The 12,663-nt window shown below is 72.0% G+C and carries 13 protein-coding genes; 10 read left to right on the forward strand and 3 right to left on the reverse strand.

All coding sequences use genetic code 11. The annotated features are described in order from the left end of the window. Positions 1-284 precede the first annotated feature (284 nt). Positions 285-1,487 (forward strand): IS110 family transposase, encoded by a 1,203-nt coding sequence (locus ACGFS9_RS27225; RefSeq protein ID WP_393256915.1) that lies wholly within the window; start codon positions 285-287, stop codon positions 1,485-1,487. Between the two features lie 200 nt (positions 1,488-1,687). Here the strand turns inward: ACGFS9_RS27225 and ACGFS9_RS27230 are convergent, their stop codons facing one another. Next, the gene (locus tag ACGFS9_RS27230) at positions 1,688-2,086 is read right to left on the reverse strand and encodes a PLD nuclease N-terminal domain-containing protein (RefSeq protein ID WP_393256848.1); all 399 of its coding nucleotides are present in this window, start codon (positions 2,084-2,086) and stop codon (positions 1,688-1,690) included. A gap of 87 nt (positions 2,087-2,173) precedes the next feature. On the opposite strand from ACGFS9_RS27230, the gene ACGFS9_RS27235 reads away from it, so the two are divergent. From ACGFS9_RS27235 to ACGFS9_RS27270, 8 genes are all read left to right on the forward strand, one after another. After that, positions 2,174-3,625 (forward strand): menaquinone biosynthesis decarboxylase, encoded by a 1,452-nt coding sequence (locus tag ACGFS9_RS27235; RefSeq protein ID WP_393256849.1) that lies wholly within the window; start codon positions 2,174-2,176, stop codon positions 3,623-3,625. Continuing rightward, the gene (gene mqnP, locus ACGFS9_RS27240) at positions 3,622-4,524 is read left to right on the forward strand and encodes a menaquinone biosynthesis prenyltransferase MqnP (protein ID WP_393256850.1); all 903 of its coding nucleotides are present in this window, start codon (positions 3,622-3,624) and stop codon (positions 4,522-4,524) included. Before ACGFS9_RS27235 ends, mqnP begins: the two co-directional genes overlap by 4 nt. Positions 4,525-4,555: 31 nt before the next feature. Beyond that, positions 4,556-5,245: a UbiX family flavin prenyltransferase gene (locus tag ACGFS9_RS27245; RefSeq protein ID WP_393256851.1), complete on the forward strand. Its 690-nt coding sequence runs from the start codon at positions 4,556-4,558 to the stop codon at positions 5,243-5,245. Between the two features lie 89 nt (positions 5,246-5,334). Beyond that, complete coding sequence (locus ACGFS9_RS27250) at positions 5,335-5,790, forward strand: Lrp/AsnC family transcriptional regulator (protein ID WP_393256852.1); 456 nt, start codon at positions 5,335-5,337, stop codon at positions 5,788-5,790. A 92-nt stretch (positions 5,791-5,882) separates the two neighbouring features. Then, positions 5,883-7,046, forward strand: coding sequence for an aminofutalosine synthase MqnE (gene mqnE / locus ACGFS9_RS27255; RefSeq protein ID WP_393256853.1), 1,164 nt, complete (start codon positions 5,883-5,885; stop codon positions 7,044-7,046). A gap of 1 nt (position 7,047) precedes the next feature. Next, positions 7,048-7,581: a GNAT family N-acetyltransferase gene (locus tag ACGFS9_RS27260; protein ID WP_393256854.1), complete on the forward strand. Its 534-nt coding sequence runs from the start codon at positions 7,048-7,050 to the stop codon at positions 7,579-7,581. Positions 7,582-7,665: 84 nt separating this feature from the next. Continuing rightward, positions 7,666-7,971 (forward strand): DUF4229 domain-containing protein, encoded by a 306-nt coding sequence (locus tag ACGFS9_RS27265; RefSeq protein ID WP_393256855.1) that lies wholly within the window; start codon positions 7,666-7,668, stop codon positions 7,969-7,971. A gap of 69 nt (positions 7,972-8,040) precedes the next feature. Next, a complete protein-coding gene (locus ACGFS9_RS27270; RefSeq protein WP_393256856.1) occupies positions 8,041-8,694 on the forward strand; it encodes a TetR/AcrR family transcriptional regulator in 654 nt (217 codons plus the stop codon). 37 nt (positions 8,695-8,731) lie between these two features. On the opposite strand, the gene ACGFS9_RS27275 is transcribed toward ACGFS9_RS27270, so the two are convergent. Next, positions 8,732-9,748: a MaoC family dehydratase gene (locus ACGFS9_RS27275; protein ID WP_393256857.1), complete on the reverse strand. Its 1,017-nt coding sequence runs from the start codon at positions 9,746-9,748 to the stop codon at positions 8,732-8,734. A gap of 445 nt (positions 9,749-10,193) precedes the next feature. Between ACGFS9_RS27275 and ACGFS9_RS27280 the strand changes: the two genes are divergently transcribed. Continuing rightward, positions 10,194-12,098, forward strand: coding sequence for an AMP-dependent synthetase/ligase (locus ACGFS9_RS27280; protein ID WP_393256858.1), 1,905 nt, complete (start codon positions 10,194-10,196; stop codon positions 12,096-12,098). Positions 12,099-12,221: 123 nt separating this feature from the next. Here the strand turns inward: ACGFS9_RS27280 and ACGFS9_RS27285 are convergent, their stop codons facing one another. Beyond that, positions 12,222-12,425, reverse strand: a complete 204-nt coding sequence (locus tag ACGFS9_RS27285) for a cold-shock protein (RefSeq protein WP_067282429.1) — start codon at positions 12,423-12,425, stop codon at positions 12,222-12,224. Between the last annotated feature and the right edge of the window lie 238 nt (positions 12,426-12,663).

Here is a 12,663-nt window from a genome sequence, read left to right on the forward strand (position 1 = left end):
GCAAAGCCCCTGGCGAGCCTTCCAGCAGCCGACGTCCACCGATCGCCGTGGCCTTGAACAACCGGTGGCACGACCACTAAAGCAACGGCATTGGAACGGATGACCTGGGGGGTGGTGTCACCGGGCCCGAGGGGTGCCGTCGGAGACGCTGATCAGAGGCCCGACCACCGTCCGGCCGGGCGTAATGCCCGGCCGTTTTGCGGGCGGCAGGTCTGCATAACGTGGATGCGCGAGAACGGCTCCCGACCCTGGGCCGGCACGGCATCGACGCATGTGGGGGCACGATGGTCGACATCGACAAGGTGGGCGTCTTCCTGGGCTTGGACGTCGGCAAGCACACGCACCACGGACACGGCCTGACCCTGGCCGGGAAGAGGGTCTTCGACAAGCCGCTGCCGAACAGCGAACCGAAGCTCCGAGCTGTCTTCGACAAGCTCACGGCCAAGTTCGGCACGGTCTTGGTGATCGTGGACCAGCCCGCTTCCATCGGCGCCCTCCCACTGACCGTCGCCAGGGACGCCGGCTGTCAGGTCGCCTACCTGCCAGGACTCGCCATGCGCAGGATCGCCGACCTCTACCCCGGCGAGGCCAAGACCGACGCCAAGGACGCCGCCGTCATCGCGGACGCCGCCCGCACCATGCCCCACACCCTGCGCGCCCTCGACCTGACCGACGAGGTCACCGCGGAGCTGACCATGCTGGTCGGCTTCGACCAGGACCTCGTCGGCGAGGCCAACCGCACCTCCAACCGCATCCGCGGCCTGCTCACCCAGTTCCACCCCAGCCTGGAGCGCGTCCTGGGACCGCGTCTGGACCACCAGGCCGTCACCTGGCTCCTCGAGCGTTACGGATCCCCGCAGGCACTGCGGAAGGCAGGCCGCCGCAGGCTCATCGAGGTCATCCGCCCCAGGGCTCCGCGGATGGCCGAGCGGCTGGTCGACGACATCTTCGCCGCACTCGACGAGCAGACCGTCGTCGTCCCCGGCACCGGCACCCTCGACGTGATCGTTCCGTCCCTGGCGAAGTCACTGGCTGCCGTCCATGAACAACGCCGGGCCCTGGAGGCCCGGATCGAAGCCCTGCTGGAGGCCCACCCTCTTTCCCAGGTCCTGACCTCGATGCCCGGCATCGGCGTCAGGACCGCCGCAGTCCTCCTGGCCACCGTCGGCGACGGCAGCTCGTTCCCCACCGCCGCCCACCTGGCCTCCTACGCGGGACTCGCCCCGGCAACCCGCCAGTCCGGCACGTCGATCCACGGTGAACACGCCCCCCGAGGCGGCAACCGGCAGCTGAAACGAGCGATGTTCCTCTCCGCGTTCGCAGCCCTGCACGACCCCGCCTCCCGGACCTACTACGACCGCTGCAGAGCCCGAGGCAAAACCCACACCCAAGCCCTCCTCCGCCTCGCCCGCCACCGCATCAGCGTCCTCTTCGCCATGCTCCGCGACGGAACCTTCTACGAACCCAGAAGCCCTCGCACAGCTTGACGAAAGACATAGAGGCACCCCCCGGCACGGCCCCGCCGCCCGCGCGCGGCCTCCTCGCGCACCGCGTCCCGCACTCGGTGCCGCCCGCTCGGCGGCTGCGCACCGGCCGGCCGTCTCCGTCTCGGCCTCGCTGCCTCCGCGGACACCGCCTCGGCCCGCGTGCCCCCCGGCCCCGGCGCGCGCGTCTCGGTGCGGGAGTCTCAGGACTCGTCGCCGGACCGGCCGGTGTCCTCGCGCCGCCGCAGTTCCTCCTCGCGGCGCCTGAGGTCGGCCTCCCAGTCCTTCAGCAGGGACTCGTCCTTGCGGTTCTCGGCCTTGAGGGACCTGAGGAAGTCGGGGTTGTCGTCCGGGGCGACGTAGGCGGTGCGGTGGTTGCGGTGCCACTCCGAGGGGGTCGAGCCGCCGGCGGGACCGCGGCGGTTGCGGCCCGCCACCAGCCAGGCGATCGGGCCGACGAGCACTTCACCGAAGAGCAGGATGATGATCACCCAGACCACCTTCGGCAGCCCCCTGACCTCCTCCTCCGGCGTGTTCAGGCAGTCGATGAAGGCGTAGATCCACAACGCCAGCACCAGCAGGAACGGCAGATACCTGAACATGACGAAACGGCCCCCAGAACGCGACGGAGGGACCGCTCGGGGCCCCGGTGACGGGCACAGGGTAGCCGGTGGCCGATACTGGAACACATGGCTTACGACGATCTTCGCTCCCTGCTCAGGGCGCTGGAGCGCGAGGGAGACCTCAAGCGCATCAAGGCCGAGGTGGATCCGTACCTGGAGGTCGGGGAGATCGTCGACCGGGTGCAGAAGGCGGGCGGGCCCGCGCTCCTCTTCGAGAACGTGCGCGGGTCGGCGATGCCGCTCGCCATGAACGTCTTCGGCACCGACCGCCGCCTGCTCAAGGCCCTCGGCCTGAAGTCCTACGCCGACATCTCCGACAAGATCGGCGGGCTGCTCCGGCCCGAGCTGCCGCAGGGGTTCGTCGGGATGCGCGAGGCCTTCGGCAAGCTCGGCGCGATGGCGCACGTGCCGCCGAAGAAGGTCAAGGACGCGCCGGTGCAGGAGGTGGTGCTGCGCGGCGACGACGTCGACCTCGACACGCTGCCCGCCCTGTTCACCTGGCCCGACGACGGCGGCTCCTTCTTCAACCTGGGGCTCACCCACACCAAGGACCCCGAGTCCGGGGTCCGCAACCTCGGCCTGTACCGGCTCCAGCGGCACGACAAGCGCACCATCGGCATGCACTGGCAGATCCACAAGGACAGCCGGAACCACTACCAGGTGGCGGCCCGGCGCGGCGAGCGGCTGCCCGTCGCGATCGCCTTCGGCTGCCCGCCCGCCGTGACCTACGCCTCCACCGCCCCGCTGCCCGGGGACATCGACGAGTACCTCTTCGCCGGCTTCGTCCAGGGCAAGCGGATCGAGATGGTCGACTGCAAGACCGTGCCGCTCCAGGTGCCGGCGAACGCCGAGGTCGTCCTGGAGGGCTGGCTGGAACCGGGCGAGATGCTGCCCGAGGGCCCCTTCGGCGACCACACCGGGTTCTACACCCCGCAGGAGCCGTTCCCGGCGCTGACCATCGACTGCGTGACGATGCGCAAGCGGCCGCTGCTCCAGTCGATCGTGGTGGGCCGGCCGCCCACCGAGGACGGGCCGCTCGGCCGGGCCACGGAGCGGTTCTTCCTGCCGCTGCTCAAGATCATCGTGCCGGACATCGTGGACTACCACCTGCCGGAGGCGGGCGGCTTCCACAACTGCGCGATCGTGTCGATCGACAAGAGGTACCCCAAGCACGCCCAGAAGGTCATGCACGCCGTCTGGGGCGCCCACATGATGTCCCTGACGAAGCTCATCGTGGTCGTCGACGCCGACTGCGACGTCCACGACCTGCACGAGGTCGCCTGGCGCGCCCTCGGCAACACGGACTACAGCCGCGACCTGACCGTCGTGGAGGGCCCGGTGGACCACCTCGACCACGCCTCCTACCAGCAGTTCTGGGGCGGCAAGGCGGGGATCGACGCGACGAGGAAGTGGCCCGAGGAGGGCTACACCCGGGACGGCGGCTGGCCCGAGATGGTGCTGTCCGACCCGGAGACGGCGGCGAAGGTCGACCGCCGCTGGAAGGAGTACGGGCTGTGAGTTCAGCTTCCGCGGCGCTTCCGCAGCCGGGCCGCACCAAGGCGTTCCTGCGGCTCGTCATGATCGAGCACTCGGTGTTCGCGCTGCCCTTCGCGTACATCGCCGCGCTGACGGCGATGTACGAGGTGGACGGGAACATCCACTGGGGGCGGCTGCTCCTGGTGACCGTGGCGATGGTGGGGCTGCGCACCTTCGCGATGGCGGCGAACCGGATCATCGACCGCGAGATCGACGCCCGCAACCCGCGCACCGCCCACCGCGAACTGGTCACCGGCGCGATGAGCGTGCGGCACGCCTGGACGGGCGCGTTCGTCGCCCTCGTCTTCTTCCTGGGCGCCGCGGCCCTGCTGAACCCGCTCTGCCTGGCGCTGGCGCCGATCGCCGTCATCCCGATGGTCGTCTACCCCTACGGCAAGCGGTTCACCAACTTCCCGCAGGCCATCCTCGGTCTCGCGCAGGCCATGGGCCCGATCGGCGCCTGGATCGCCGTCACCGGGACCTGGTCCTGGGACGCGGTGATCCTCGGTCTTGCGGTCGGCGTCTGGATCGGCGGCTTCGACCTGATCTACGCCTGCCAGGACGTCGAGACCGACCGGGAGATCGGCGTGCTGTCGGTGCCGGCCCGCTTCGGCATCCCGGCCGCCGTCCAGGGCGCCCGCGTCTGCCACGCGGTGACGACCGGGCTGTTCGTCTGGTACGGGCTGGCCACCGGGGCCGGCGTGTTCTTCTGGCTCGGCCTGGTGATCGTCGCGGGCGCGTTCCTCTACGAGCACACGATCGTGAGGCCGCACGACCTGTCCCGCCTCAACCGCGCCTTCTTCCAGGTCAACGGATTCATCGGGATCGCGCTGTTCGTGTGCGCCCTGCTGGATCTGCTGGTGCGCGGGCTCACGGTCTGAATCAGGGCGGTGGCCGGATAGGCTCGACATCATGAAGCCAGGACAGACGGAGCGCCGGCCTTGGATCGTGGGGGTGTCCGGCGCGTCCGGTACGCCGTACGCGGGGGCGGTGCTGCGCTCGCTGCTGGAGGCGGGGGAGAGCGTCGACCTGGTCGTCAGCCGGGCCTCGCGGCTCACGCTGCTCGACGAGACGGGCCTGCCGTTCCGGGACGCGCACTGGCGGGAGGACCTGCGCGGATGGCTGGCGCGGGGCGCGGACGGCAAGCCCGGCACCTTCACCGCCTTCGAGGAGCACCTCGACGCGGTGCGGCACTGGAGCGCGGGCGACCTCGCGGCGGGTCCCTCGTCGGGCTCGTACCCGGTCAAGGGCATGATCATCGTGCCCGCGTCCACGGCCTGCGTGGCCGGAGTGGCCCTCGGCCTCTCCAAGGACCTGCTCCAGCGGGCCGCGAGCGTCACGCTCAAGGAGCGGCGCAGACTGGTCGTCGCCGTGCGGGAGACCCCGCTGAACGGGCAGACCCTGCGGCACCTGGTCTCCCTCGACGACGCGGGAGCGACGGTGGTCCCGGCCTCGCCGGCCTTCTACGCGGGCGCCACGCACATCCAGGACCTGGTGGACTTCGTCGCCGGGCGGGTCCTCGACGCGGCGGGCGTCGGCCACGACCTGTACCGGCGGTGGAAGGGCGAACTCGGGGGCGGCTCCCGGGGCGACACCACCTGAGCAACCCGGGCGGCGCACCCCGGGTCCTCCCGGCCGGTCCGCCGCCCTTCGGATTTCTTCGGACACATACAGCGGAAGGCTTCGATCGCATGGACGCGGTGGACAGGCAGCTCATCCAGGCCCTGAGAGAGAACGGCCGGGCCTCCTACGCGGAGCTGGGACGACTCGTCGGGCTGTCGGGGCCGAGCGTCACCGACCGGATCAACCGGCTGGAGGCGGCCGGTGTGATCACCGGCTACCGCGCGACGGTCGACTCGGCGTCGCTCGGGCTCGGTGTCACCGCGCTGATCGGCATCTCGCTCTCCGACGCCGCCGACCACGAGGACGTGGCGCACCGGCTGCGCGACCTCGGCGAGATCGAGGACTGCTGGTTCATCGCGGGTGACGACTCGTTCATGCTCAAGGTGCGCTCCAGCGACGTCGACGGCCTGGAGCGGACCATCCGGCGCCTGTCGGGCACCAAGGGCGTCTCCCGGACCCGTACGACCATCGTGCTCTCCACCAAGTGGGAGAACCGGGTCGGGGAGCTCCCCGAGGAGGAGTGACACGGGCCACCCGCGAAGCCCCTGGTGGGGCCCGGGTGCCGGAAGGCGGGGGAGTACGGTGGGCAGGGTTCGTCACAGGGAGAGGTAAACGCATGGATGTCGGGCTCAAGCGCGAGCTGGAGGACAAGGTCCGGGCCGGTGAGCGGCTGACCCGCGAGGACGGCATCGCGCTCTACGAGTCGGACGACCTGGCGTGGCTCGGCGGCCTCGCGCACGAGGTGCGCACGCGCAAGAACGGCGACGTCGTCCACTTCAACGTCAACCGTCACCTCAACATGACGAACGTGTGCACCGCGTCCTGCGCGTACTGCTCGTTCCAGCGCAAGCCGGGCGAGAAGGACGCGTACACGATGCGCATCGAGGAGGCCGTCAAGCTCGCGACGGCCATGCGCGGCGAGAACCTCACCGAGCTGCACATCGTCAACGGCCTGCACCCGAACCTGCCGTGGCGGTACTACCCGCGCTCCCTGAGCGAGCTGAAGAAGGCCCTGCCCGAGGTCTCCCTGAAGGCCTTCACGGCCACCGAGATCCACCACTTCGAGACGATCTCCGGGCTGTCCGCCTCCGAGATCCTCGACGAGCTGATCGACGCCGGCCTGGAGTCGCTGACCGGCGGCGGGGCGGAGATCTTCGACTGGGAGGTCCGGCAGCACATCGTCGACCACCGCACCCACTGGGAGGACTGGTCGCGCATCCATCGGCTCGCGCACGAGAAGGGTCTCAAGACCCCGTGCACGATGCTCTACGGGCACATCGAGGAGCCCCGGCACCGGGTCGACCACGTGCTGCGGCTGCGTGAGCTGCAGGACGAGACCGGCGGCTTCCAGGTCTTCATCCCGCTGCGCTACCAGCACGACTTCGTCGACATGCAGGACGGCAAGGTCCGCAACCGGCTCCAGGCCCGCACCCAGATGGCGACCGGCGCCGAGGCGCTGAAGACCTTCGCGGTGTCCCGGCTGCTCTTCGACAACGTGCCGCACGTCAAGGTCTTCTGGGTCATGCACGGCGTGCAGACCGCGCAGCTCGCGCTCCAGCACGGCGCCGACGACATGGACGGATCGGTCGTCGAGTACAAGATCACGCACGACGCGGACAACTACGGGACGCCCAACAAGCTGACCCGCGAGGACCTCCTCGACCTGATCCGCGACGCCGGCTTCCGCCCCGTCGAGCGCAACACCCGCTACGAGATCATCCGCGAGTACGACGGCCCGGACCCCGAGCGCCGCGAGTCGCCGCAGCCCATGCGGGTCTGACGTGACCCTGCGCTTCGAGCCGGACCCGGCGGTCACCCCCGCCCTGCGGGACGGGGTGACCGCCCTGTGGGCGGACGTCTCGAACGCGGGCGGCTCCGTCGGCTTCGTGCCGCCGGTGACGGCGGCCGACGTGCGCCCCGAACTCCTCCGGCACCTGCGTGCCATGGCCGAGGGCCGGACCCGGCTGCTGGTCGGCCGGGACGAGGACGGGCGGGTCGCCGCGACCGCCTTCCTCACGCACAACGGCCACCGGCTGATGCGGCACTGGGTGTGGCTGTACACCGTGATGGTGCACCCCCGTCACCAGGGCCGCGGATACGGCCGCGACCTGCTCGCCGCGGCCGAGACGGCGGCCCGCTCGCTCCCCGGGGTGGAGGCGATCCGGCTCACCTGCCGGGGTGGCGAGGGCCTGGAGCGCTTCTACGCCTCCTGCGGCTACCAGGAGGTCGGCCGGGTGCCCGGGGCGATCCGCGTCGCGCCGGGCGAGGACCGCGACGACGTCACCATGCTGCTCCCCCTCGGCCGGTGCGACTGAGGCCCCCCTGAAAGATCGACCTCTCGGCGTGCTTCACTGGACGGTGTTCTTCGGGACCGTTCGGAACGGAAAGAGTGGATTGGGATGTTCCGCTACACACTGATGCGCCTCGGTGTCTTCCTGGGCTGCCTCGTGGTCGTCTGGGGCCTCGTCTACTCGGGTGTCGCCCCGCGCGGCCTCGGCGACTCGAACTACATGTGGGTGGTCCTGCTCGCCCTGGTGATCTCCGCGCCGATCAGCTTCGTCGTCCTGCGCGGCGAGCGCGACCGGGCCTCCGCCCAGGTCGTCGCCCGGGTCGACCGCGTCAAGGCCAACCTGGACCGCAACCGCAGCCAGGAGGACGAGGTCCTGGACGAGACGGCCCGCGGAGCCGGCGGCCGCACCTCCTGATCCCGGCCCGCGGCCCCGCCCGGTATCGGCGCGCCCGGCCCGGCGCCGCGCGATCGTACGCTTGCCCGCATGGGTGCTGTGAAGAGCAGGCGGATGCCCCGCGCGGTCCGCGAACAGCAGATGCTGGACGCCGCCGTCCGGACCTTCGGGCAGCGGGGCTACCGGGCCGCCTCGATGGACGAGATCGCCGAACTGGCGGGCGTGTCCAAGCCGTTGGTGTATCTGTACCTGAACTCCAAGGAAGAGCTGTTCACCGCGTGCATCCGGCGTGAGGCCGCGGCGCTCACCGCGGCCGTCCGTGCCGGTGTCGCCCGCGGGCTGCCCGCCGACCGCCAGCTCTGGGAAGGGCTCGGGGCGTTCTTCACGCACACCGCCCAGCACCCGGACGGCTGGACGGTGCTGCACCTCCAGGCCCGCACGCACGGCGAGCCGTTCGCGACCGTGGTCTCCGCGATGCGTGAGGAACTCGTCGCGTTCGTCACGGAGTTGATCGTCGAAGCGGCCCGGGAGGCGCACCGCGACCCGTCCCTGCCGGAGCGGGAGGCGGCCGGGCTGGCGCAGGCCCTCGTCGGCGCGGCCGAGTCGCTGGCCGCCTGGGCGAACGCGACGCCCGGCGTCTCGGCCCGGGAGGCGGCCGGCACCCTGATGAACTTCGCCTGGGCCGGGCTCGGTGACCTCCTGCGCGACCGCCCCTGGACCCCGCCCCGCAGCGGCCGGCCGTAGCCGTCGCCCGCCCGGCGTTCCCGCCGGCCGCCGGTCGTCAGGGGGCCGTCGGGTCCGGGGCACCGTCCGCCGCCCCGCCCGCGTCCGCCGCCCGCACGGGAAGCGGGCGCACGTGCCCGGTCAGGTGGACGCGCCCGCCCGAGCGGAGGGCGAAGGCCAGGCCCTGTGCCGCGTAGGTGACGGTGCCCGGCAGCAGGACCGGCGCCCGGAAGTCGGCCCGTACCTCCACCGCGCCCTGCGGTCCGAACTCCGCGAGGCAGCGGGCGACGGTCCACATCCCGTGCGCGACGGCGCGCGGGAAGCCGAAGAGGCGTGCGGTCAGCGGGTGCAGGTGGATGGGGTTGCGGTCGCCGGAGACGGCGCCGTAGCGGCGGCCGACGTCCCGGCCGAGCCGCCACTCGGCGAGCGGCGGCAGCGGTCCGCGCGGATCGGGTGCGGCCGGTTCCGCGGCGCCCGCCGCGAGGGGGTGCGGCCCGTCGGCGGCCGGTCCGCGCGCCGTGTCCGCCGGGGTGCTCGCCGGGCCGCCGCGCGGGGGAGCAGGTGGGCGTGCCGGGTGCCGGGCGAGATAGGTGCTCCGCGACGCCCACACGAGCCCGTCCGCGGTCCGCGCCTCGGTCAGCACCGTCGCCTCGGTGCCCCTCCGGTGCGGCGCCAGTCCCTCGACCCGCACCGCGAGGTCGTACGCCGCGTTCACGGCGGGAGCCGCGTATTGGGTGATCGTGATCGAGGTGTGCACCAGCCCCGGCAGCGGCAGCGGGAAGTCCCGTCCCGCCATGATCCGCATCGCCAGCGGGAAGGCCAGGACGTGCGGATAGGTGACCGGCAGGACCTCCTGCCCGGTCGCGAACCCGCACACCCGCTCGTACGCGGCGAGCCGGGCGAGGTCGACGCGCACGCCCGGCAGGACGAGCCGGCCGGGCGGGGCGGGCGCGTGGGGGCGGGGGCGCTTGAACGGGGAGAGCAGGGCGCCGCGGGCCAGCAGCGGCGTGAGGGCGGGCGCGGCCGTGAGGGTCCGGGTCGCCGGCTCGGGGCGGGCGGAGGGGGGCGTGCGCATCTCGTTCTCCGGGGTGGTCGGCGGGTCCGGCGGCGGGGCTTCGCGAGGAGCGGCGCGGGGGAGGGCGCGGCTCTTCGCCGGAGACGGAGGCGCACTCTCTTACTCCGCAGTAAGGTTACCGCGGGTAAGGCCGGATAGGTCGGGGATGCGGGCCGAGGCGGACGCGTCGGACCGGGACGTCGCGCGGCGGTGCGGCGGAGCCCGGTGGCGGCGCGTGCCGCATCGGATCGCACCCTCACCGCTACCTCGGGTAACCCCCACCTGGCCCGCCCCAAAGCGACACAAACCCCACACGCGGGCGCCGTAGGCTCCCCGGTCTGACCGGGGCGCCGCCCCTGAACTCCCCGCCCCCCGGGCCCGTATGAGGGTGCGCGCCCCGCTTCCCCCAGTCCGCCCGCACCCGCTTCGCACCCGCCCCGGCCGCAGGCCGACAAGGAGCCGCCTTGTGTCCAGCACGTACGCCCACGACGCCGCGCCGCCCCTGAGGGAACCCGAGATCCGGCGCCTGGACGGCGTCGTGCGGGAGGTCGCGGTGCCCCCGCTCGCCGGCCGCGTGACGCACGGCTCGCTGGCCGACATCCCGTTCGACAACGCGGCGGCGGCACCCGGCGAGGCGGTGCTCAGCAGGAAGACGCCCGACGGCGACGGCTGGATCGACGTGAGCGCCGCGGAGTACGCCGGCCAGGTGCTCGCCGTCGCCAAGGGCCTCGTCGCCGAGGGCCTGATGCCCGGTGACCGCATCGCCATCATGGCCCGCACGACCTACGAGTGGACCCTCCTCGACTTCGCCGCCTGGGCCGCCGGACTCGTCACCGTCCCCGTCTATCCCACGTCCTCCGTCTTCCAGACCCGCTGGATCCTCCAGGACTCCGGAGCCGTCGCCGTCGCCGTGGAGAGCGCGGCCCAGGCCGCGACGCTGGGCCCCGAACGCGAACGCATCCCCGACCTGCGGCACATGTGGGTCTTCGACAAGGGCCACGTGGAGCGCCTCGCGGAACTCGGCCGCGACGTCCCCGACCAGGAGGTCGCCGTCCGCCGCGGCGTGCTGGGACCCGACACGCTCGCCACGCTGATCTACACCTCGGGCACCACCGGCCGCCCCAAGGGCTGCGCCCTGACCCACGGCAACTTCTTCGCCGAGGTCGACAACGCGGTGGAACTGCTCCACCCGATCTTCAAGGCGCGCACCCGGGACCCCGCCTCCACCCTGCTCTTCCTCCCCCTCTCGCACGTCTTCGGCCGCATGGTCGCCGTCGCCTGCATGCGCGCCCGGGTGCGGCTCGGGCACGCCCCGAGCCTCCAGACCGAGGAACTCCTCGCCGACCTCGGCACGTTCCGGCCGACCTTCCTGCTGGCGATCCCCTACGTCCTGGAGAAGGTCTTCAACACCGGCCGCGCCACCGCCGAGCGGATGGGCCGCGGCTCGTCCTTCGACCGCGCCGCCCGCATCGCCCGCTCGTACGGCGAGGCGGTCGAGGCCCGGCAGCACGGCACCGGCCCCGGACCCGGCCGCGGGCTGCGCGCCGCCCGCGCCCTGTACGACCCGCTCGTCTACCGCCGCATCCGCAACGCGCTGGGCGGCAGGGTCCGCTACGCCATCTGCGGCGGCTCCCCGCTCGGGCGCCGGCTCGCCGCGTTCTACGCGGGTGCCGGCATCGAGGTCTTCGAGGGGTACGGCCTCACCGAGACGACCGCCGCCGCCACGGTCACACCCCCGGTCAGGCCCCGGCTGGGCACCGTCGGCTGGCCGCTGCCCGGCACCCGGGTGCGGATAGCCGCCGACGGCGAGGTGCTGCTGAGCGGCGAGCAGGTCTTCCGCGGCTACTGGGACCCGCACGCGGGCGGTGTCGTCGACGCCGCGCCCGACGGCTGGCTGGCGACCGGCGACATCGGCGCACTCGACGACGGCGGCTACCTCACCATCACCGGGCGCAAGAAGGAGATCCTGATCACCGCCGGGGGCAAGAACGTCGCGCCGGCGCCGCTGGAGGACTGGCTCCGCTCCCACCCGCTGATCGCCCAGTGCATGGTGGTCGGCGACCGCCGCCCCTTCGTCTCCGCGCTCGTCACCCTCGACCCCGAGGGCGTCACGCACTGGCGCCGGATGAACGGCAAGCACGGCGTGCCGCCCGAACTCATCCTCGACGACCCGGAGTTGCTGGCGATCCTGCAACGGGCGGTCGACGAGGCGAACAAGCTGGTCTCCCGCCCGGAGTCCATCCGCCGGTTCACCGTGCTGCCCGGCGAGTTCACCGAGGCGGCGGGGCATCTCACCCCGTCGATGAAACTGCGGCGCGCGGCGATCGAGGCGGACTTCGCCCGCGAGATCGAGGCGATCTACGCCCGCTGAGCGGCCGGCGCCCGCCTCCTGCTGCCGGGCGGCAAGGCAGGAGCCCCGCGACCGGCCGGTGCGGGGCTCCTTGGGTACTGCTCTCAGGTCCTGATCAAAGCATCGGCTCCAGGAGCCGACCCCTTACATCGGGGTGACGTTCTCCGCCTGCGGGCCCTTCGGACCCTGCGTGACGTCGAAGGAGACCGCCTGGTTCTCCTCCAGGGAGCGGAAGCCGCTCGCGTTGATCGCGGAGTAGTGGACGAAGACGTCCGGGCCGCCGCCTTCCTGGGCGATGAAACCAAAGCCCTTTTCGGCGTTGAACCACTTCACGGTTCCGGTAGCCATAAGCCCTCCTTGGGCCCAAAGGGTTGCCCTGCTCCAGAACCTGCGATTGTGTAAACAACTGCATATGTCTGAAAACGACGAGAGCCCGCGGTCACATGCTCCGCAGGCTCTGTACTGCAAGGGAAACCAAACTGCAACTTGCGGGCGAGCCTAGCACGCGGGCCGCCGGAAGCAATAGAGGCGAAGATCACGCCACCGGGAAGTTTCGCCCGGACGGACGAGCCGCCTGACGTGCGTT

Origin of the sequence: Streptomyces sp. NPDC048566 (genome assembly GCF_043199735.1) — a bacterium.
Taxonomy (GTDB): domain Bacteria; phylum Actinomycetota; class Actinomycetes; order Streptomycetales; family Streptomycetaceae; genus Streptomyces.

Coding starts and splice junctions, on each gene's coding strand:
- ACGFS9_RS27275 (WP_393256857.1), bottom strand. CDS start 9,748: ATGCGCACGCCCCCCTCCGCCCGCCCCGAGCCGGCGACCCGGACCCTC.
- ACGFS9_RS27285 (WP_067282429.1), bottom strand. CDS start 12,425: ATGGCTACCGGAACCGTGAAGTGGTTCAACGCCGAAAAGGGCTTTGGT.
- ACGFS9_RS27230 (WP_393256848.1), bottom strand. CDS start 2,086: ATGTTCAGGTATCTGCCGTTCCTGCTGGTGCTGGCGTTGTGGATCTAC.
- ACGFS9_RS27265 (WP_393256855.1), top strand. CDS start 7,666: ATGTTCCGCTACACACTGATGCGCCTCGGTGTCTTCCTGGGCTGCCTC.
- ACGFS9_RS27250 (WP_393256852.1), top strand. CDS start 5,335: ATGGACGCGGTGGACAGGCAGCTCATCCAGGCCCTGAGAGAGAACGGC.
- ACGFS9_RS27225 (WP_393256915.1), top strand. CDS start 285: ATGGTCGACATCGACAAGGTGGGCGTCTTCCTGGGCTTGGACGTCGGC.
- ACGFS9_RS27235 (WP_393256849.1), top strand. CDS start 2,174: ATGGCTTACGACGATCTTCGCTCCCTGCTCAGGGCGCTGGAGCGCGAG.
- ACGFS9_RS27245 (WP_393256851.1), top strand. CDS start 4,556: ATGAAGCCAGGACAGACGGAGCGCCGGCCTTGGATCGTGGGGGTGTCC.
- ACGFS9_RS27270 (WP_393256856.1), top strand. CDS start 8,041: ATGGGTGCTGTGAAGAGCAGGCGGATGCCCCGCGCGGTCCGCGAACAG.
- mqnE (WP_393256853.1), top strand. CDS start 5,883: ATGGATGTCGGGCTCAAGCGCGAGCTGGAGGACAAGGTCCGGGCCGGT.